Source organism: Neisseria sp. RH3002v2g (assembly GCF_014596425.2).
In the GTDB taxonomy this organism is placed as follows: Bacteria; Pseudomonadota; Gammaproteobacteria; order Burkholderiales; family Neisseriaceae; genus Neisseria.
Genome location: NZ_CP110721.1, coordinates 1,891,455 through 1,910,120, shown reverse-complemented (window position 1 = coordinate 1,910,120; position 18,666 = coordinate 1,891,455). Strand labels below are relative to the sequence as shown.

The window sequence follows — 18,666 nt, the reverse complement described above, 5'->3', positions numbered from 1 at the left end:
GAGAATGAAACTGAAATTGTCCTCCTTGGCCCTATTGCTGGCTTCGGCAAACCTGTACGCCCAAACCGAAGTGCGTTTGGCCGTGCACAAATCCTTCAGCCTGCCCCAATCCGTCATCGCGCAATTTGAAAAAGCCAACGATGCCAAAGTGTTCGTCATTAAGGCAGGCAGCGGCAACGAAATGCTCAACAAACTGATTTTGAGCAAGGCCAACCCGATTGCCGATGCGGTTTACGGTTTGGACAACGCCAACATCGGCAAAGCCAAAGCCGCCGGCATCCTCGCCGCCAACCAACCCAAATCCGCGCCCGTAACCGCTTCCCTGCCCGATGCGCTGGCTGTTGATTACGCCTATGTCGCCATCAACTACGACAAAAAATGGTTTGAACAGAAAAAACTGCCCCTGCCGCAAACCCTGCAAGATCTGACCAAACCGGAATATAAAAACCTTCTGGTAACCCCGTCTCCCGCCACATCCTCGCCCGGCCTCTCCTTCCTCTTGGCCAACATCGGCGGCATGGGTGAAGAAGGCGCGTTCAAATGGTGGGCGCAAATGCGCCAAAACGGCGTGAAAGTTGCCAAAGGCTGGAGCGAAGCCTACTACACCGACTTTACCCAAAACGGCGGCGCCTATCCCCTCGTGGTCAGCTATGCCACCAGCCCGGCGGCCGAAGTCCACTACTCCAAAGGCAAATACAGCACCCCGCCCACCGGCAACCTCTTCCTCAAAGGCGGCACATTCCGCCAAGTTGAAGGCGCGGCCGTTTTGAAAGGCGCAAAACAACCCGAGCTGGCAGCCAAACTGGTGAGCTGGCTGCAAAGCGGCGAAGTGCAAAAAGCCCTGCCTGCCGAAATGTGGGTCTATCCGGCTGCCAAAAACACGTCGCTGCCCAAAGTATTCGAGTTTGCCCAAACCCCGAAACACAGCGATTCCCCCAACCGCGCCGACATCAACACCAAACAAAAACAATGGGTGAGCCGTTGGAGCAAAACTGTTTTACGTTAAACCGAAAAACTTAAAAACACATCAAGGCCGTCTGAAAAACAAATCATTAGTTTTTCAGACGGCCTTGTTTTACAATAACCTTTTAAACAATTTCACACGCATACACACAATCATGAATTTCGATCTTCAAGTCCTCTCTTCGTTCTCCGGCTGGGAACAACTCGCCCAAACCGGCATGTCTTTCGGTACCAACCTGCTGGCCGCCTTAGCCATCTTCTTTATCGGCCGCTGGATCGCCACACGCTTGGTAACACTGATGAAAGCTGCGCTGACACGCGCCAAAGTCGATAAAACACTGGTCAGCTTCCTCGGCAACGTCGCCAACATCGGCCTGCTGATCCTCGTCATCATCGCCGCACTGGGCAAACTCGGCATCCCGACCACTTCCGTAACCGCCCTGATCGGCGGCGCAGGCTTGGCCGTGGCTTTGTCATTGAAAGACCAACTGTCCAACTTTGCCGCCGGTGCGCTGATTATCCTGTTCCGTCCGTTTCAAGTCGGCGATTACATCAAAGTCAATGGCCTTGAAGGCTTCGTCCGCGAAATCAAAATGGTGCAGACCTCATTGAGCACACCCGACAACGAAGAAATCATCCTGCCCAACAGCGTGGTCATGAGCAACAGCATCGTCAACCGCTCCTCCCTGTCCCTCTGCCGCGCCCAAGTCGTGGTCGGCGTCGATTACGCCTGTGATTTAAAAGTTGCCAAAGACGCCGTATTGCGTGCCGCGACTGAAAATCCCCTGTGCGTCCAAACCGAAGACAAACCGGCTGTCGCCTACATTACCAACCTTGGCGACAGTGCCATCGAAATTACCCTTTGGGCGTGGACGCAAGAAGAAAATCTCGGCCCGTTCCGATTCGCCCTGAACGAGCAAGTGGTTGAAAACCTGCGTGCCGCCAACATCAACATCCCATTCCCACAATGTGATGTCCACCTCATTCAGCCGAAAGCCTGATTTCAGCTTTCAGGCCGTCTGAAACCCGGCGGGTCAAACGCCCGCCCCATTCCACCCTTTTCCATAAGGAGCCGCCATGTCCCATCTGCAAACCATCGCCGAACACCTGACCAGCCGCCGCCAAACCGTTACCTGCGCCGAGTCCTGCACCGGCGGCCTGCTTGCAGGTGCGCTGACTTCCATTCCCGGCAGCTCGCAATGGTTTCATCAAAGCTTCGTCACATACAGCAACCAAGCCAAACAAGACCGCCTCGGCGTCATGCCCGATACCTTGCTGAAACACGGTGCGGTCAGCCGCGAGACCGTCTATGAAATGGCTCGCGGCGCAAAAGCCGTCGCGCAGGCAGATTACGCCTTGAGTATTTCCGGCATCGCCGGCCCTGGCGGCGGCAGCGCGGCCAAACCGGTCGGCACAGTCTGGTTTGGCCTGGCCACGCCCGAAGGCTCGTTTGAGCAAACCGCGCTATTCACAGGCGATCGCGAAGCAGTAAGGGCGCAAGCCGTCGAATACGCATTGGCTTTCTTGGCGGAACATTTAGTTTGATAGAAAAAACTCAGGCCGTCTGAAATCTGGAAATCAGGTTTCAGACGGCCTTTTTATCTATTCAAACCATCGGCGGATTTATACGCCCAAAAGCTCTTTGCCGAGGAAGCTGCCTTTTTCGACACCCGGCAGGACGAAGAAATAGCCGCCGCCAAACGGGCTGATGTATTCCTCCAGCGGCTCGCCGTTGAGCAGGTTTTGCACGAAGATGAAGCCGTCGGCAAGGTTGGCCTGATAGCAGATGAACACCAAGCCGACATCGAGCTGGCCGTTGGCGGCGAGGCCGCGCGAGTAGTTGAAGGCGCGGCGGTAGAGCAGGTGTTTTTTCATAAACTCGGGATCGCGCGGATTGGCAAGGCGCATATGACTGTCTTTGGGCGTGATTTTGCCGTCTGGGTCTTTGGCAAAATCGGCGGTGTCGCCCTCTTTTTTACCGTCCATGGGCGCACCGCTGTATTTGCGCCGGCCGAAAATATCGGTTTGTTCCTGCATTGGGGTGCGGTCCCAAAATTCGACAAAGTGGCGGATGAGGCGGACGGCCTGATAGCTGCCGTTTTTCGTCCATGCTGGTTCGTCCAAGCTGTTGGCGGCAACACCTGTCCACAGGACTTGATCGGCGACTTTGGGATCTTCGACTTTGGGATTGCCGGAGCCGTCACGGAAACCTAAAAGATTGCGCGCGGCAATGGCGCCGGGTTCGGCTTTAGGGAGCCAACCGTCTATGCTCCAACGGATCACGGCAAACTGGGCGGTATTTTTAATGATGTCGCGCAGGGCGGCTTGGCAGGTTTCGGGGGAGAATGCGCAAATTTGCAGGCTGAGGTCGCCGTCGCACCAAGATTTTTGGAGTTTGTCGTTGGGGAAGTCGCGCATTTCTTGCAAGTGTTTCGGCTTTTTGTCTTTGAGGCCGAAGCGGTCGTCAAAGAGGCTGCTGCCGACGCCGACGGTAACCGTCAGCCCGTCGGGGCGGAATTGTTTGCCGAGGATGCCGCTGCCTGCAGGCGGGAGTTTGTCGTCGCCGTCTTGGTATTCGCCGCCTTGGGTGAGGAATTCGATGCGGGCGGTCAGGGCGCGGAACAGGTTTTCAAGTTGTTTGGCGTCTTTGGCGGTAACGTCAAAGGCACACATGATGCCGAAGAGCTGGTGTGGCGTAACGATGCCTGCCTGATGCTCGCCATAACACGGATAGGCCAGCTCGGAATGTTGGTTGTTTTGGGTTTCGGCGGCGGCTTCGCCTTGTTTTTTACCGGCAAAATAACCGGCAACGCCGATGGCGCCGGCGGCAAGGGCAGTTTTGAAAAGGGTTCGTTTTTCGGGTTGTGCCGGTTGTTTGTTTTGGCTCATGGTCTGCTCCTTGGCAGGGAACGGAAAGATTGCAATCGTATGAAGTAAGGTTGGTTTTCAAGCATATTTTGTGTGGACGACAATAAGATTCAGACGACCTTTCAATATCCAAAGGCCGTCTGAAAACGCGTTATCTTATTTCAAACCCAAAATGCCGCGCAGTTTGGCCAAGTCTTCTGCCAAGGCATTAATCGGCGCCTGCAGGGCTTTGCGGTCTTCTTCGCTCAATTTGTCGTACAGCTCGAAACCGTTCGGGGTTTTGTATTTCGCCAAAATGTCTTCAACCTGTTTGAAGTTGGCATCGGTTTTTTCCAACAACGCTTTGTCTTTGGCTTCGATCAGTGGACGGAACAAATCAACGATTTTTTTGGAGCCTTCCACATTGGCTTGGAAGTCGCTCAAGTCGGTATGGCTGTAACGGTCTTCTTCGCCGCTGATTTTGCTGCCGGCCACTTCTTCAATCAGTTCGGACGCGCCGCCGACCACCTTACCCGGAGGAAACGCCAATGCGTCGATTTCTTTTTGCAGTGCTTCGACATCGGTCATCAGTTTGGCTGCAATTTCCTTCACGCCGGATACGTCTTTTTCTACCCAAAGGGCGTGTTCGATACGGTGGAAGCCGGTAAATCCGGCATCTTTCGCACCGTCTTTGAAGTCGTCTTCACGCGCATCGATGACGGGGTCGAGTTCGCTGAAAAGCTCGGCAATCGGTTCGATACGTTCGTAATGGACGCGGGTGGCGGCAAACAGGGATTTGGCCTTTTCAATGTCGCCGGCTTTAACGGCTTCGGTAAAGGTTTTGGTTTTCGCCACCAGCTCTTTAACCTCGCCTTGAACGTAAGCTTTATAGTCGGCGAGCGGTTGGGACAGTTTTTCCAAATCCGCTTCGTTGGCAGTGTCTTTGAAGCCGCTGTCGGTAACAATCAGCTTACCGCGCGGATTTGTCAACAGGCCGCAAGTCATTTCGTATTCGCCCGGCAGTAGGGTAACGGTCATTTTGTCGGATAAACCCGGGGCGATGTTTTCACGCTCGTCCACCACCATCACGCCTTTCAGGATTTCCCATTCCAGCTTGCGGCCGCTGTCGTTTTTAATGTTGAACACGACTTGGCCGCTGGGGACGGTCAATTCCATCGGTTCGCAGGCAGTATCGTTCACACCGATATTGACCGAACCGTCGGCATTGGCGGCAGCGGATGCGCCTGAAGCGGCAGGCGCGGCTTTTTCGGCTTCAGGCGGCTGACACGCGGTCAAACCCAGAGCCAGCATTACAGACAAAGCAGTCAGATTGAATTTTTTCATTTTACTTCCTTCTTATTTAGTTAACGTTTTTGCTGGCGCACTGCCGCGCAAAAACCAAATCATGACGGGAACCAGATACAGCAGCCAAATCAGGACTTCGCCTTCGGTCGGGTGGTCGGTATAGCCGAAGAAACCGCCGAGCAGCACGCCTAAAGGGCTGTCTTCATGCAAATATTTCGATGTGTCGAAAGCAATATCCTGCATCACATTCCATACGCCGGCCTCATGCAGCGCGCGAAATGAACCGGCCAACAGACCGGCCGCTACCACAATCAAAAACGCGCCCGTCCAACGGAAAAACTTCGCCAAGTTCAGGCGCATACCGCCCTGATAAATCAGCGTACCGATGACAACCGCCACCAACAGACCCAACACCGCGCCTATCGGCATAGACCACGTCGGGCTTTGCTGGAACACGGCCAGCAGGAAAAACACACTCTCCAAACCTTCGCGCGCCACAGCCAAAAACGCCATGCCGACCAAGGCCCAACCCTGGCCGCTGCCGCGGTTTAAGGCCGACTGAACAGAATCCTGAAGATGCTGTTTCATCGAACGCGCGGCCTTCTTCATCCACAAAATCATGTACGTCAGCATCGCCACAGCCACCAGGCCGATGGCGCCGACCACCAATTCCTGTTCTTTTTGCGGAATCTCGCCGGTAGCGGAATGAATGCCGTAACCAATACCCAAACACATGACCGAAGCCAAAAACACGCCCAGCCAAACCTTCGGCATCAGCTCGCTGTGTCCCGACTGTTTCAAAAAACTGGCAACAATGCCGACGATCAGGGCGGCTTCGATGCCCTCGCGCAGCATAATCAATAAAGCAATCAGCATAAAAAACTCTAAAGTGAAATGTTCATTTGTTAACGCATTTATAACGCTTTATGCTTAATAACGCAAATTATTTTTATTTTTTAATAACCCCATATTTATTAAGATTTTTTAAAATAAAATAACGGACGTAATCAATAAAAACTAAAAGGCCGTCTGAATAAGGCCGTCTGAATTTTATTTTTTCAGACGGCCTTAATTTATCTAAGCAATTGTAAATAAATAATAAAAAAGTTCCATAGTATAAATTTCCCTATCAGTGATATTTTCAGAATTTATCAAATTTAAAAGGTTGATTTACAACAAAAATTAAAACCGCCTTATCTTTTATAGTTGGCATATTGCTGGTGCAATCAGCAATCCATGACATAACAAACGCATAACAAAGGAACCCTCCTATGCCACGTTTAAAACTCCACCAAATCGCTTTGGCTTTGGCCGTTTCTGCCACGCTGACCGCCTGCGGCGAGAAAACGGCTCAAACAACCGAAACCCCTCAAGCGGCTTCTGCCGCGAGCGCTGCCGATGCTGCCGCAAGCACCGCCGCCGTTTCGGCCCCTCAAAATTCCGCCGATGTTTCTGCCGAAGACAAAGCCCTGTTGGAACGCGCACAAGCCGTGTTCAAACCTTTGCCTGATGCGGCCGAAATGCAAAAAATCCGTCCGTTTACCGAAGAGCAGGTCAAACTCGGCCAACAACTTTGGTACGAAACCCGCCTGTCCAAAGGCAATACCGTCAGCTGTAACTCCTGCCACAACTTGGCAACGGCCGGCGTGGACAACATGCCGACCAGCGCGGGCCACAAAAGCCAATTCGGCGCCCGTAACCCCCCGACTGCCCTGAATGCCGCCTTGTTGGGCAGCCAATTCTGGGACGGCCGTGCCGCCGATGTGGAAGAACAAGCCGGCGGCCCATTGCTCAACCCGGTTGAAATGGCCAACGCGACCGAAGCCGATGCCGCCGCCAAAATCGCCGGTATCCCTGAATACCAAGAAAAATTCAAAGCCGCATTCCCTGAAGACGGCGCGGTTTCCTTCAAAAACATCACCACCGCATTGGGCGCGTTTGAACGTACCCTGCTGACCCCGACCCGTTGGGACGACTACCTCAAAGGCAACGTATCGGCCCTGAGCGAACAAGAACGCAAAGGCGTACGCGCATTTATGGACAACGGCTGTATGTCCTGCCACAGCGGCGTCAACTTGGGCGGTACCATGTTCCAAAAATTCGGTTTGGTGGACGGTCCTTACTGGAAACACATCGACGATCCTAAACACGACAAAGGCCGTGCGGACGTAACCAAAAAAGCCGAAGACGAATTCTTCTTCCGCGTTCCAGGCTTGAGAAACGTTGAACGCACCTACCCATACTTCCACAACGGCAGCGTTTGGGAATTGGATAAAGCCGTCAACATCATGGCGAAAGCGCAATTGGGTAAAACCTTGGCTCCGGAAGACACTGAAAACATCGTTGCCTTCTTGAAAGCCCTTTCCGGCAATGTTCCGGAGTCTGCCCGAACCATGCCTGAGCTGCCCGTCTCCCACGATGTCAAATCCCGACCTGACAACAAATAAGGGTTAGCATAAAACAAAGGCCGTCTGAAAATCCGTTTCAGACGGCCTTTTTGCTGCCGGCCATATGGGCGGCTTTGTTTCACGATTGCGCACAATATGGTAATCTTGAGCCGATTTTCACCATACATCCGAAAGGAACATCATGAACCTGATTATTGAAGACTTGCAAGAAGGCCACGGCAAAGAAGCCGTCAAAGGCAAAGAAATCACCGTACATTACACCGGCTGGTTGGAAGACGGTACCAAATTCGACTCCAGCCTCGACCGCCGTCAACCGCTGACCATCACCCTGGGCGTCGGCCAAGTGATTAAAGGTTGGGACGAAGGCTTCGGCGGCATGAAAGAAGGCGGCAAACGCAAGCTGACCATTCCTTCCGAAATGGGCTACGGCGCACACGGTGCCGGCGGCGTGATTCCTCCGCACGCGACTTTGATTTTTGAAGTCGAGCTGCTGAAAGTGTACGAATAAGCATTTGACGCTTCCAAAGGCCGAGGCCGTCTGAAACCCGAAGTTTGGTTTTTCAGACGGCCTGTTTTTATCAAGATTCGGTATAATGCCTGTTTTACAAACAAACCATTTCCCAAGGAACCCTCATGCTTTTACCCGAACAAGTCAAAACCCTGATTGAAGGCGTTACCCCTTGCGAACACGTCGAAGTCGAAGGCGACGGCCATCACTTCTTCGCCGTAATCGTTTCCTCTTCCTTTGAAGGCAAAGCCCGCCTCGCCCGCCACCGCCTGATTAAAGACGGCCTCAAGCCGCAACTCGAAAGCAACGAATTGCACGCGCTGTCGATTTCCGTTGCCGCTACGCCGGCCGAATGGGCGGCCAAACAGGCTTAATTCGGAATCAAATAAAAGGCCGTCTGAAAACTTTTCAGACGGCCTTTTTGCATTTAAACCCAAGCAGCCTCAGCTTCCGGCCTGCATCTGTTTTTTCGGGAAAAACTGCACCACGTTTTCCCCTTGCGGCAACACCAATTTCTTCACGGCATGGCCGTACACGGTTTCAAGCGTGATGTTCAGACGGCCTTCGTTGGCAAAAATCTTATCCACAGCTTCCTTGGCCGCCTGCGGATTGCTGAACTTCAACGCGTTCCACAATCCCAAGGTTTCCATGTCCTGCCAAAACGTCCCGGCTTTTTTATAGCTCAACTCAAGCTTGGCCGTGTCGGTTACCGGATCGTAAAAGCCGTTGTCGGCGAGCATATCGCCTAAGTCGTGCATATCAATCAGCGTGGGCGCTTCGCATTCGATGCCTTCATGGTTCAGACGGCCTGTCAGCTCGGTCAGGCTGTCGCGGCCAAAGTGCGTGAAAAACAATAATCCGTCGGTTTTCAAGGCTGCGGCCCAGTTTTTCAATACCGGCAAAATATTGTCGGCGCGGCTGAGGCTGAGGTTGGCCCACAACATATCGGCGGATGATTCAGGCAGCGGCGCGGTCAGGGCTTGGCAATGTTGCGGAATGGTTTTGCCGGTCAGCTTCTGCCAGAAACCGCCTTTGCGCGCGGCAGCGGCGGTTTTCAAAAAGTCGGCATTCGGATCGTATTCTTCAAACACGGCGTCGGGATAACGCGCGGCCAGCAGGCTGCGGCTGATGTCGGCATCGGCACCAATCAGCATGATGCGTTTGGGTGCATTGCGGACCAGCTGTAGGCGCTCGTCGGTGTCTTGGGCGAGATGGCGGTGAATTTGCCAGCGTTTGTCTTGTTCGGTCATGGTGGGTCGTGTCAGCGGGCTTTGCCCGACAATATTCTGTTTTTATGGTTGAAGGCTGTTTCAGACGGCCTTTTCGACAAAATTGCGGTAGGTTTCGGCAAATTCGTCGGCATGGCTTAAAAAGGGCGCGTGTGCGGCTTTGTCGATAAGGACCAGCTCGCTGTTGCTCAAATGGCGGTGTAAATATTCGCCCATGCGCGGCGGCGTAATGGCGTCTTTCTGTCCAAACACCAGCAATGACGGCGTTTGAATCAGCGGCAACAGCGGACGCGCGTCGGCATGGTTGACCGCTTCAAGCGCGGCCTGCAGGGCGGAAGGCGTGCCGCAGCGTGCCAAATCGGGCAGCACCCGGTTTAAGATTTCGCCGGAATGGGGCGTGTGCAGCAGTTGCAGTTGTAGAAACTGCTTAATATGTTTGGCATAATCCTGCTGGAATGCGCCGACCATCTTGCCCAAGGCAGGTTGCGCCAAGCCTTCGGGATAATCCGTGTCGGCAGTCAATCGGGCAAAACTTGCCGTCAGGCAGAGCGATCGGATTTTGTCGGGATAAAGCGCGGTCAGATACAGGGCAACCAATCCGCCCAGCGACCAGCCGAGAATGTGTGCCGGCGTGTCGATTTGTCCGGCGAAGGTTTCGGCAACGGCGGCAATATCAAACGGCTCGGTAAAAGGCGCATCGCCGTGTCCGGGCAAATCAAGCGCGCGGACGTCCCAACCGGCAGGCAGGCGCGGTATCAAATCGTCGAATACATGGCGGTTCGCCGCCCAACCGTGTATCAGATAAACTTTTTTGGCGGAGTGTGGCATGAATGTTCTTTCTTGGTGGCGCAATTTGAAACGGCTCAATGCGCGACGTTGCGTATTATGCCACGATTCCGTTTCAGACGGCCTTTGCCGAGGCTGCGCAAACGATTTGACGGAATATTTTATCGACGCGGCACAAAGTTGCCCTTTGTGTTTCCGCCATGTCGCGGGCGGGGCAGTGTGCGGCGGTTGTCAGAAAAAGCCGCCCGCATTTGATAGAATGTGGGCCTCGCTGTATTACGAACCGCCCGTCAGCAGCATGATACGCGAGCTGAAACACTTGGCCGACTTGGGCATGAGCCGTCCGTTGGCGGATTTGATGTGCCAAAACGCACCGGACTGGCTGGCGGCGGAACACTTCGATTTCGTCCTGCCCATGCCTTTGAGCAAAGAGCGGCGGCTCAAGCGCGGATTCAACCAAAGCGAGGCGTTGACGGATATTTTGGCAAAACGCTACGGCTGGACGCTGCTGTCGCGACACGCGGTTTTCAGACGGCATGGCGAGCCGCAAAGTACGCTGAAAAGCGACGAACGTCGGCGAAATATCAAGAATGCATTTAAAATCAAAGCCGAATTGCCGAAGGCGTGTAATATTCTGTTAATTGACGATGTCTTTACCACCGGCTCGACTTTGGACGAATTGGCGAAAACGCTGAAAAAATCAGGCGCAGGTAAGATTTTTTGCTGGAGTTTGGCGCGGCCGCCAATGAAAAAATAGCTTAAAGTTTTTGACACCCATGGAACATTTCGGCATTATGCCACTCTATAAGTGATTGATTTATATGTTTACCATAGTTTTGTACCAACCCGAAATCCCGCCCAATACGGGCAATATCATCCGCCTGTGCGCCAATACCGGTGCCGATTTGCACTTGGTCAAGCCGCTTGGGTTTCCGCTGGATTCGTCCAAAATGAAACGCGCGGGTTTGGATTATCACGAGTTTGCCAAACTGACGGTACATGAGAATTTCGAAGACTGCCTCAAGGCCCTTGAAGGCCGCCGCATTTTCGCGCTGACCACCAAAGGCTCTACCCGCCCCGACGAAGTTTCCTTCCGCGAAGGCGACGTGTTGCTGTTTGGTCCCGAAACACGTGGCCTGCCTGCCGAAGTTCTCGACAGCCTGCCTGCCGGACAAAAAATCCGCCTGCCGATGATGCCCGACAGCAGGAGCATGAATCTTTCCAATACCGTCGCCGTTATTCTGTTTGAAGCATGGCGACAAAACGGTTTCGCAGGCGGCGTATAACAGGCCGTCTGAAACCGCTGCGTTATCAACTCAAGAACGGAACCCGTTTTGACTTTTACCAAAAAAACCCTCCTTTCCTTAGCCGCCACCACCATCGGCGTCCTTTCCATCAATGCCGCCGTCGCTGACAGCGTGGTTCGAGTCGAAAAACTGCATCCTTCTGCCAACCGCAGTTACAAAGTTGCCGGCAAACGCTACACGCCGCTGACCAAAGTTTCCTCTTTCAGCCAAACCGGCAAAGCCTCATGGTACGGCAACCAATTCCACGGCCGTAAAACTTCCAGCGGCGAGCGTTACAATATGAACGCCCTCTCCGCCGCCCACAAAACCCTCCCTATTCCCAGCTACGCACGCGTGACCAATATGCAAAACGGCAAAAGCGTCATCGTCCGTGTCAACGACCGCGGCCCTTTCCACGGCAACCGCGTCATCGATGTTTCCAAAGCCGCCGCCCAACAATTAGGTTTCATCAACCAAGGCACGGCCAATGTCAAAGTTGAGCAGATCATCCCCGGCCAAACCGCCGCTCAAACCATTATTTCCCCAAACAACAAAGAATTTTTTGTTGATTTGAAATCCTTCGGTACCCAACGCGAAGCGCAGGCCTATTTGAACCAAGCCGCACAAAGCCTGCCGTCAGACAGCAAAATCATGCTTGAAAAACGCAACTACGAATACGTTGTCAAAATGGGTCCGTTCAGCAGCCAAGAACGTGCCGCCGAAGCAGGCGAACGCGCCCGTCATCTGAACCTGGCATCCGCCATCTGATTTCGTCCGCGTTACCGCTGAAGTTTGATACAATACAAGGCCGTCTGAAACCCGATTGCAAGGTTTCAGACGGCCTTTTTTAATCACAGGGGAACACCATGATCAGCAGGCTTACAGGCAAATTGATTGAGAAAAATCCGCCGCAGGTCGTTATCGACGTCAACGGCGTCGGTTATGAAGCCGACGTTTCCATGCAGACTTTCTACAACCTGCCCCCCGTTGGCGAAACCGTCCATCTCTACACCCAGCTTGTCGTCCGCGAAGACGCGCATTTGCTGTTTGGTTTCGCCTCAGCCGAGGAACGCGCCACCTTCCGCCAACTGGTCAAAGTCAGCGGCATCGGTGCCAAAACCGCATTGGGCATTTTGTCTGCCATGAATGCCGACGAGCTGGCGCAAGCCATCGCCGAAGAAGACGTCAAACGCCTCTCCTCCGCCCCCGGCATCGGCAAGAAAACCGCCGAACGCATGGTGTTAGAACTGCGCGGCAAACTCGTGTCCCATACCGTTTCAGACGGCCTGTTTGTCTCTGATGCCGTTGCCGACGAAAGCCAAGACATCATCAACACCCTGCTTGCCCTCGGTTATAACGAACGCGAAGCCAAAGCCGCCACCAAAGGCATTCCCAAAGGCACGGAAGTCGGCGAAGGCGTACGCTTGGCCTTGAAAAACCTGCTCAAATAAGGCCGTCTGAAACATGAAGGCATTGGCCCTGAGCATCACCCTCTTTCTAAGCGCATGCATCTATACCGAGACCCCGTATGGACGCACCGCCGTCTTAGACCTGCCCGTCCACTCGCAAACCACCGTCAACAAAACCGTGACCATCAACGCCCCGCCCGGGACGACCGTCATCTATCAAGACAGCAAACCCGTCCGCAATTACCCGGCCTATCCCGTTTATCCCCGCCGGGTTTATCGTTATCGATAAACAACGCTGACCGTTTGAAACCATAGGTTCAGACGGCCTGTTGAGAGACCAACCATGAAATACATCCTTCCCCTGCTTTTACTCCTGAGCGCCTGCACACCGGACACCAAGACCACGGATGCCGCATCCGCCCCCAAAACACACGGCTTTGCACACCGCCTGACCGAAGGCGAAAAACTGCTGACCCAAGCCCTCATCAAACAAGACCTCGCCGCCTACTTCAAACACGAAACCGGCGGCGCATTTGCCGAACAAGCCCCCTTATTCTCGGCCCAACAACTTGCCGAACAGAAAAACATCCCTAAAAACGATGCCATCGGCGTTTACGGCAAAATCATCAAAACCCAAGGCCGCACCGCCTGGCTGCAAACCGACAAGCAAACCCTCAAACTCGATTTGGCCGAACCGTTGCAAGAAGCTCAAGGCGAAGTTACCCTTGTCTGCCAACACGAAAACACCGCATTCCAAGACTGCCAAACAGAAGAAAACTTCGCCCGACGCTTTACAGAACAAATTTTCTCGGCGGTCGAGTCCGGACGCGTATCCGCCCAAACAGACGCACCGGCCGAAGAAATCATGGCCGGCCGCCTCATTCCGTTTTTAAGTGCCGCCAGCGACTTTACCGGCAACTTCAAAGCCTGCGCCACCACCATGACCGAATACTGCACCAGCCGCCTGGCACGCGAAATGCCCGAATCCGCAGTTCGCAAAAAAGCACAGGAATTGGGTTTGACCGAAATAGCATTTAAAAAGAAAAAATAAATATTTAGGCCGTCTGAACCCTATGGCGGCTGTGTTATAATCCGCACCTCATACAGGTCGGACAGACAGTCGCCGCGTATCGCGTAAGGCATACGGGGAGGAAAGTCCGGGCTCCACAGAGCAGAATGCCGGCTAACGGCCGGGCGCGGCAACGCGACGGAAAGTGGAACAGAAAGCAATACCGCCGATGATTGCCTTCGGGCAAAACAGGTAAGGGTGAAAAGGTGCGGTAAGAGCGCACCGTGCATTTGGTAACAAAGCGCAGCAGGCTAAACCCCATTCGGAGCAAGACCAAACAGAACGCGATGACGCTGCTCGCCGAGCGTTCGGGTAGGTTGCTTGAGCACACCAGCAATGATGTGCCTAGAGGAATGACTGTCCGCGACAGAACCCGGCTTACCGTCCGAGCTGTATGTCCCCATACCGCGGCAGGTTTTTAAAACCTGCCGCATTTTTATCGAAATAAAAAGGCCGTCTGAAACCTGAATCTTGGTTTCAGACGGCCTTTTTTAAAACCGCCGTTTATGGGCGGTATTCCGGTTTCATGCCGTTGGGCAGGAGCTGCCATACATAGCCGGTAGTTTTCATTTTGCCGGCCACTTCGCCTGCCTCGTCGCCATAGCCCCAGAAATAATCCACACGGACCGCGCCTTTAATCGCGCTGCCGGTGTCTTGCGCCATAATCAGGCGGTTGAGGGCTTTTTTGGTGATCGGATGGGCAGTGGCGACAAATAATGGTGTGCCAAGCGTGATGTAGTGACGGTCGATGGCACCGGCGTATTCGCCCATCAACGGCGTACCCAATGCGCCCACCGGGCCGGAATCGCCGCTGCCGGTCAGCTCGCGGAAGAAGACGTAGCTTGGATTTTGTCCCAAAACTTCGGCAAGGCGGCCGGGGTTTTGCTTCATATAGGCCTTGATGCCCTGCATGCTGGTCTGACCCAGCGGCAGATAGCCTTTGTCCGCCATATAGCGGCCGATGGAAACATACGGATGTTCGTTTTTATCGGCAAATCCGACACGGATGTATTTGCCGGACGGCGTTTTCAGACGGCCTGAACCTTGAATGTGCATAAAGAAAAGTTCGACCGGATCATCTGCGTAACCCAAAATCGGCGCTTTGCCGTTAAGCGCGCCGCCGTTGATTTGGCTGCGGGTGTAGTAAGGAACGAAACGGCTGCCTTCAAAACGGCCTTTCAGCGCGGTGCTGCGTGCTGTAATCGGGAATCTGGACAAGTCGGCCGTGTATGCGCCGCTGTTGTCGATGACGCCGCTGTTTGGGCCGGTTTGGCGGATGCGGACGGTGGCTTTGCTGCCCCTCAAGTTTGCAGCCAGCGGAACGGAAACAAAATCGTTCGGAATGCCGTAAATAGGGAAACGGGATTGGCTCGTGGATTTGTCGTCGCCGCGCAGGACCGGTTCGTAATAACCGGTAATGGTGCCGGCAGGATTGCCGCCGTTATCGACGCGCCATGCGGTGAAATAGCGCTCGAAAAAGTGCTTGGCTTGGAAATGGTGCACCGGTGTTTGCATGGCCTGGATACAAACGTCCTGCCAGCCTTGGCGGTTTTTAAGTTTTTCACAGCCTAAACGGAAAGATTGCAGGCTTTTGGTAAAGTGTTGGAGGTCCCAGTGCGGCAATTCGTTGTAGGAAACTACGGTGTAGTTTGCTCCTCCCCCGCTCACTGTCGTACCGACGGGATCGGGCGTACCGGTGGGGCGGTCAGGGCCTTTGATAACGCTGGTGTCGGTTTCGGGGAGGTTTTTAATGCTTTTGCTCGGACAGGCGGCAAGAATGGCCGCGGCAATGCTGACGAGCGTAATGCGGTACAAATGTTTTTTCATGAAATCAATAGCGTGTCGAAAGGCCGTCTGAAAGCGATTTTTCAGACGGCCTATGTTGGAAAGTGCTGATTTTACATAAACATAAAATACACTAAGTTATTTTATTGAACATATATCGTACTTTATCTATCCGACTATTTGGACGACGGGGCTGGCAAACAGGTTCACCGGTAGTAACATGGTACCCTTTTAACTCTGTTAAACAAACACTACGTCCATTTGTAAAGAAAGTTAAATCACTACGATATTCTTGAATACACCGAGCAGGGATTTCTCCACTAAGAATGACCTCATTATTTTTCAATTGAGTGTCTACGATGTTCGCACAATATTTAGGAGCATCGTTGTATGCTCGTGAAAGATATTCCTGTGGCGCATAAATTTTAAAACTAAGATATGGCTCTAACAATTCTGTTCCAGCTTTTTTTAAGACTTGTTCCAATACAATAGGAGCAAGCATCCGAAAATCTGCTGGGGTACTAACAGGGCTATAGTATAAGCCATACTTAAAACAGATTTTACAATCCGTCACATTCCAACCATATAATCCTTGTTCGCAACCATAGCGTATCCCTTCCATAACTGCATTTTGAAATGATTGATTTAAGTATCCAAGAGAAACCGAGCTCTCATACTGCATTCCACTTCCCAACGGAAGCGGTGATACAGATAAACCAATGGAAGCCCAGAAAGGATTTGGCGGCACTTCGATGTGAATGGTATATTCTGCATTTTTTAACGGTCTCTCCATATAAATGACTGTAGGCTCTTTTAGTTCTATCTCCACATGATACTTTTCTTGCAACAGTGCACTAATCACTTCCATTTGTACTTTCCCTAAGAAAGAAAGTATGATTTCATGTGTCGCAGAATCCACATAATATCGCAGAAGCGGGTCACTGTCGGAGATTTCTAAAAGTGCATCAAGTAACATTTCCCTTTGTTGAGGTTTGCTCGGTTCAACAGTCGTTTGCAGCAGAGGGAGGGGATTTTCAATTCTCTCTCTCTGTGGCAATAGCTTTGTATCTCCAAGAACACTATTTAACTTCAAAAACTCATTCTGCAAAATAACAATTTCCCCGGAATAAGCCTTATCGATTTTACATAATTCACCATTTATTGAAGTATACATTTCTGTAATTTTTATTTTTTCCTTTTCCGATATTCTAACCGAATCTCGCAAATGCAGTACGCCACTATAAAGACGTATATATGCAAGACGCTGTCTTTTTTCCGAATACTCAATTTTGAAAACTTTTCCGCAAAGTTCAGACTGACCTCGATGTGTTGATGAATAAAATTTATTCGTAATCACTTCTATAAGGTTATCAATCCCTATATTGTTTTTTGCACTTCCGTGATAAACAGGGAACAGGGAACAATTATGAAATCTTATGCTTTCCTCTTGTTCGAGTTCTAATGCTTCCAATAATTTCCCAGACGTATATTTCTCCAAAAGGTAATCATTTCCTTCTATTACCATATCCCATTGTTCAGATTCGGTAAAGTTCATTACACGCATATTAGGATGCAGTTCTACCTTCTGTTTGATTACAATTTCGGCAGAAAGTTTCTCTTTAATATCCTGATAAACCGTTGATAAATCAATTCCATTTTGGTCAATCTTATTGATAAAAAAGATTGTGGGAATCCCCATTTTCCTAAGTGCATGAAATAATATACGAGTTTGTGCTTGTACGCCATCTTTTGCAGAAATCAGTAGAATTGCCCCATCTAAAACTGATAATGAACGATATACTTCTGCTAAGAAATCCATATGTCCTGGCGTGTCTATGATGTTCACCTTCGTATTTTCCCACTGAAAAGAGGTTATTCCTGTCTGAATTGTAATTCCTCTCTGACGTTCTAAAAGCGTATTATCCGTCCTCGTTGTACCTTTGTCCACGCTTCCTAATTCTGTAATCGCTCCACTGTTATATAATAAGCTTTCTGTTAAGGTAGTTTTTCCTGCATCAACATGAGCTAAAACTCCAATATTAATAATTTTCATGTGATTTTCCTCCATTCAAAAACCCAAAAGGGCATAAAAATCCCAGTGATAAATACTTTTATCACTGGGATTTTTATGCATAACCATAGGTATACAAAGCATACAGATATTCTCTGGATACTTTAGAATCACATGATAAAGGTATTCTTAAACTGGGTACAAAAAACTAAGCCCTCCTAAAAAAGGACATCTAATTATTTGTTCCCGCTATCAAATTGACAGTTTATTTAAGAATACCTTGCCGCATATTTATTAACTCCTTTTAAATAGTCACTTAAATAATAGCACGTAAGAGCATATTTGTAAAGGAATCTCCAATTTTTTATCAAAAAAAGCGATTTATCGGCGCGGCGGCAATTTGACGACAACCGTATCGGCCAGCATATCGTAGAGCGTGCGGCGGTCGCGTTTGACGGAAAAGAGCATGATGAAGTTGATGAAGGCTATAAGCAGAGAAATCAGGTTTCCACCCGTGTCACTTATTGCCAACGATACAATAGTTACCACAACACCAACAGCAAGCGCCCAAACAACTTCGCGGATTAAAACTGTTCCTTCAAAACCTGGATTATTCCCGTCACTTTTTAACACGCGGATGCCCATAATTTTTTTACCTAAAGACTGACCGTCCCGGCTCATGTAATACAGTTGGAAGATACCGAAAACCAAATAAACAGCCAAAGAAATAAAAAATGTTATGGCAAAATATTCAGGGGTATTAGAAAGAGAAGACTCCGAAACTAATTCTTTGCTTTCATCTAAAGTGAAAACTACCATCACAATGAATGGCAACCATATCAAAAAAGTAAACAGATTATTCAACAAATATGCCGCAACCCTCGCCCCCGGCGAAGCAATATGGACATCTACTATTTCTGTTTGGGGCAAATCCGACAAATTGATTTTGCTCATTTAATCTTCCTCTGTACCATTAATGAAATGCAATTTCATTGCCATCTTAACCTATTTTCCTATCATTCTAAAAATTTTCGATAAAAACCTTTACATTTTCCGCAGA

20 protein-coding genes, 1 other RNA gene and 1 pseudogene are annotated in these 18,666 nt (G+C 51.1%); 13 read left to right on the top strand and 9 right to left on the bottom strand.

The window, feature by feature from the left end:
- Positions 1-4: 4 nt before the first annotated feature.
- From BBP27_RS09010 to BBP27_RS09000, 3 genes are all read left to right on the top strand, one after another.
- On the top strand, positions 5-1,006 hold the full coding sequence (locus BBP27_RS09010) for a thiamine ABC transporter substrate-binding protein (protein ID WP_188211806.1): 1,002 nt from the start codon (positions 5-7) through the stop codon (positions 1,004-1,006).
- A 112-nt stretch (positions 1,007-1,118) separates the two neighbouring features.
- A complete protein-coding gene (locus BBP27_RS09005) occupies positions 1,119-1,964 on the top strand; it encodes a mechanosensitive ion channel family protein (protein ID WP_150537089.1) in 846 nt (281 codons plus the stop codon).
- Between the two features lie 76 nt (positions 1,965-2,040).
- The gene (locus tag BBP27_RS09000) at positions 2,041-2,508 is read left to right on the top strand and encodes a CinA family protein (RefSeq protein WP_070504075.1); all 468 of its coding nucleotides are present in this window, start codon (positions 2,041-2,043) and stop codon (positions 2,506-2,508) included.
- A gap of 78 nt (positions 2,509-2,586) precedes the next feature.
- Here the strand turns inward: BBP27_RS09000 and efeB are convergent, their stop codons facing one another.
- From efeB to efeU, 3 genes are all read right to left on the bottom strand, one after another.
- Entirely contained in the window at positions 2,587-3,852 is a 1,266-nt protein-coding gene (efeB, locus tag BBP27_RS08995; RefSeq protein WP_063068633.1) for an iron uptake transporter deferrochelatase/peroxidase subunit, read from the bottom strand.
- Positions 3,853-3,987: 135 nt separating this feature from the next.
- The gene (gene efeO, locus BBP27_RS08990; RefSeq protein WP_049335642.1) at positions 3,988-5,154 is read right to left on the bottom strand and encodes an iron uptake system protein EfeO; all 1,167 of its coding nucleotides are present in this window, start codon (positions 5,152-5,154) and stop codon (positions 3,988-3,990) included.
- 12 nt (positions 5,155-5,166) lie between these two features.
- Positions 5,167-5,991, bottom strand: coding sequence for an iron uptake transporter permease EfeU (gene efeU, locus BBP27_RS08985; RefSeq protein ID WP_036492490.1), 825 nt, complete (start codon positions 5,989-5,991; stop codon positions 5,167-5,169).
- Positions 5,992-6,386: 395 nt separating this feature from the next.
- Between efeU and BBP27_RS08980 the strand changes: the two genes are divergently transcribed.
- The 3 genes from BBP27_RS08980 to BBP27_RS08970 all read left to right on the top strand — a co-directional run bounded on the left by BBP27_RS08980 (position 6,387) and on the right by BBP27_RS08970 (position 8,405).
- Positions 6,387-7,562, top strand: coding sequence for a cytochrome-c peroxidase (locus tag BBP27_RS08980; RefSeq protein ID WP_188211320.1), 1,176 nt, complete (start codon positions 6,387-6,389; stop codon positions 7,560-7,562).
- A gap of 139 nt (positions 7,563-7,701) precedes the next feature.
- Positions 7,702-8,031, top strand: a complete 330-nt coding sequence (locus tag BBP27_RS08975; RefSeq protein ID WP_188211359.1) for an FKBP-type peptidyl-prolyl cis-trans isomerase — start codon at positions 7,702-7,704, stop codon at positions 8,029-8,031.
- Positions 8,032-8,156: 125 nt separating this feature from the next.
- Positions 8,157-8,405, top strand: coding sequence for a BolA family protein (locus tag BBP27_RS08970; RefSeq protein WP_003686612.1), 249 nt, complete (start codon positions 8,157-8,159; stop codon positions 8,403-8,405).
- A gap of 69 nt (positions 8,406-8,474) precedes the next feature.
- Here BBP27_RS08970 and BBP27_RS08965 read toward each other — a convergent pair whose 3' ends face one another.
- A complete protein-coding gene (locus tag BBP27_RS08965; protein ID WP_188211321.1) occupies positions 8,475-9,281 on the bottom strand; it encodes a class I SAM-dependent methyltransferase in 807 nt (268 codons plus the stop codon).
- Positions 9,282-9,341: 60 nt separating this feature from the next.
- Complete coding sequence (bioH, locus tag BBP27_RS08960) at positions 9,342-10,088, bottom strand: pimeloyl-ACP methyl ester esterase BioH (protein ID WP_188211322.1); 747 nt, start codon at positions 10,086-10,088, stop codon at positions 9,342-9,344.
- Between bioH and BBP27_RS08955 the strand changes: the two genes are divergently transcribed.
- The 7 genes from BBP27_RS08955 (at position 10,087) to rnpB (ending at position 14,207) form a co-directional block, all read left to right on the top strand.
- A complete protein-coding gene (locus BBP27_RS08955; RefSeq protein ID WP_049335652.1) occupies positions 10,087-10,803 on the top strand; it encodes a ComFC family protein in 717 nt (238 codons plus the stop codon). The two genes, bioH and BBP27_RS08955, sit on opposite strands and share 2 nt — an antisense overlap.
- A 64-nt stretch (positions 10,804-10,867) precedes the next feature.
- On the top strand, positions 10,868-11,332 hold the full coding sequence (gene trmL / locus BBP27_RS08950) for a tRNA (uridine(34)/cytosine(34)/5-carboxymethylaminomethyluridine(34)-2'-O)-methyltransferase TrmL (RefSeq protein WP_049329344.1): 465 nt from the start codon (positions 10,868-10,870) through the stop codon (positions 11,330-11,332).
- A gap of 48 nt (positions 11,333-11,380) precedes the next feature.
- Positions 11,381-12,100 (top strand): septal ring lytic transglycosylase RlpA family protein, encoded by a 720-nt coding sequence (locus BBP27_RS08945; RefSeq protein ID WP_188211323.1) that lies wholly within the window; start codon positions 11,381-11,383, stop codon positions 12,098-12,100.
- A gap of 98 nt (positions 12,101-12,198) precedes the next feature.
- Complete coding sequence (gene ruvA, locus BBP27_RS08940; protein WP_188211324.1) at positions 12,199-12,783, top strand: Holliday junction branch migration protein RuvA; 585 nt, start codon at positions 12,199-12,201, stop codon at positions 12,781-12,783.
- A 13-nt stretch (positions 12,784-12,796) separates the two neighbouring features.
- Positions 12,797-13,030, top strand: a complete 234-nt coding sequence (locus tag BBP27_RS08935) for a methionine-binding protein (RefSeq protein ID WP_070587853.1) — start codon at positions 12,797-12,799, stop codon at positions 13,028-13,030.
- Between the two features lie 54 nt (positions 13,031-13,084).
- Positions 13,085-13,792 (top strand): hypothetical protein, encoded by a 708-nt coding sequence (locus BBP27_RS08930; protein WP_070587856.1) that lies wholly within the window; start codon positions 13,085-13,087, stop codon positions 13,790-13,792.
- Positions 13,793-13,845: 53 nt separating this feature from the next.
- Positions 13,846-14,207, top strand: an RNA gene (gene rnpB / locus BBP27_RS08925) — RNase P RNA component class A.
- A gap of 107 nt (positions 14,208-14,314) precedes the next feature.
- On the opposite strand, the gene mltA is transcribed toward rnpB, so the two are convergent.
- From mltA to BBP27_RS08905, 4 genes and pseudogenes are all read right to left on the bottom strand, one after another.
- Entirely contained in the window at positions 14,315-15,637 is a 1,323-nt protein-coding gene (gene mltA, locus BBP27_RS08920) for a murein transglycosylase A (RefSeq protein ID WP_070606572.1), read from the bottom strand.
- Between the two features lie 91 nt (positions 15,638-15,728).
- Positions 15,729-17,648 carry a tetracycline resistance ribosomal protection protein Tet(M) gene (gene tet(M) / locus BBP27_RS08915; protein ID WP_063856397.1) on the bottom strand — a complete coding sequence of 640 codons (1,920 nt, stop codon included), beginning with the start codon at positions 17,646-17,648 and terminating at the stop codon, positions 15,729-15,731.
- Between the two features lie 15 nt (positions 17,649-17,663).
- Positions 17,664-17,711: pseudogene (locus BBP27_RS10650) on the bottom strand (hypothetical protein); the annotation flags it as partial.
- A gap of 276 nt (positions 17,712-17,987) precedes the next feature.
- A complete protein-coding gene (locus BBP27_RS08905) occupies positions 17,988-18,560 on the bottom strand; it encodes an RDD family protein (RefSeq protein ID WP_070587859.1) in 573 nt (190 codons plus the stop codon).
- Positions 18,561-18,666: the final 106 nt, after the last annotated feature.